Genomic DNA, 1,067 nt, shown 5'->3' with positions numbered 1-1,067 from the left:
CACTCTATAACCAAGTCGTTCGAGCATGGTCTTGCCCATTTCAGCAAGTATCTCCTCATCGTCAATAAAGAGAATATGCTCAATGCCTGTTTGGATCATCTCTACAGGTGTCGCTTCGGCTTCTGGTGGAGCCATATCTGCATGAACTGGAAGGTACACATAAAAAGTTGTTCCTTTGCCCGGTGAACTTTTACAGGATATAAATCCACCAGATTTCTTTGCGATACCATGGATAATGGCAAGCCCCATCCCTGTACCTTTACCTACCTCCTTCGTAGTGAAGAAAGGATCGAAAATTTTGTCCATAATTTCCGGTGCTATTCCTGAGCCAGTATCTCCTACAGATATTTCTACAAAATGCCCAGGCTGCACATGTGGTTCGCTAACCAAGTCGGCCAGGCCCAATTCTTCGTTTTGCAAAGAAATGTTGAGAGTGCCGCCAGTTTTTTCCATAGCGTGGAAAGCATTAATACAAAGGTTGGTAATTATCTGGTGGATCTGTGTTGGATCCGCAAGAATCAATCCAGCATTCGGATCGATATTTTGCTGGATATCAATGGTCGTGGGCAACGTTGCACGGAGCATTTTTATAGTTTCTTTTATGATGAAAGCCGGTTGCAGAACCATCTCTTCTGTAACTGTTTGGCGGCTAAAAGCGAGTATCTGCTTTACTAGTTCTTTAGCTCTCTGGCTTGCCTTGATAACGCTGTCGATATCACTTCTCATCGTTGATCCGTTCGGACTATCCTCCTGCACCATCTCTGCGTAACCTAGAATTGCCCCAAGGATATTGTTGAAATCGTGGGCAATCCCGCCAGCAAGCGTGCCTATAGTTTCCATTTTCTGCGCTTGATAGAGTTGTTGCTGTAGCAGCAACTTTTGTTCCTCAGCTTTTACCCTGTCAGTAACCACTTCCGTATAAACCACAAAACCACCGATTTCACCATTAGCTTGATACCAAGGACGACACTCCCAGGTCGTCCATTCAACAGAACCATCCTCCCTGTCATACTTGTCATTCTCTGCGCTTGAAGTGATGCCAACAAGTGCCTTTTGGTGGACATCCC

General features: G+C 45.2%; 1 protein-coding gene. It reads right to left on the bottom strand.

The genetic code is table 11. The features are described from left to right. On the bottom strand, positions 1-1,067 hold a 1,067-nt coding region (locus tag BUF15_RS26510; protein ID WP_234981292.1), incomplete at both ends, for an ATP-binding protein.

Source organism: Desulfopila aestuarii DSM 18488 (genome assembly GCF_900143695.1).
Taxonomy (GTDB): Bacteria; Desulfobacterota; Desulfobulbia; order Desulfobulbales; family Desulfocapsaceae; genus Desulfopila; species Desulfopila aestuarii.
Note: the sequence above shows the minus strand (reverse complement) of the source record. Positions and strands in the feature narration are given on the sequence as shown.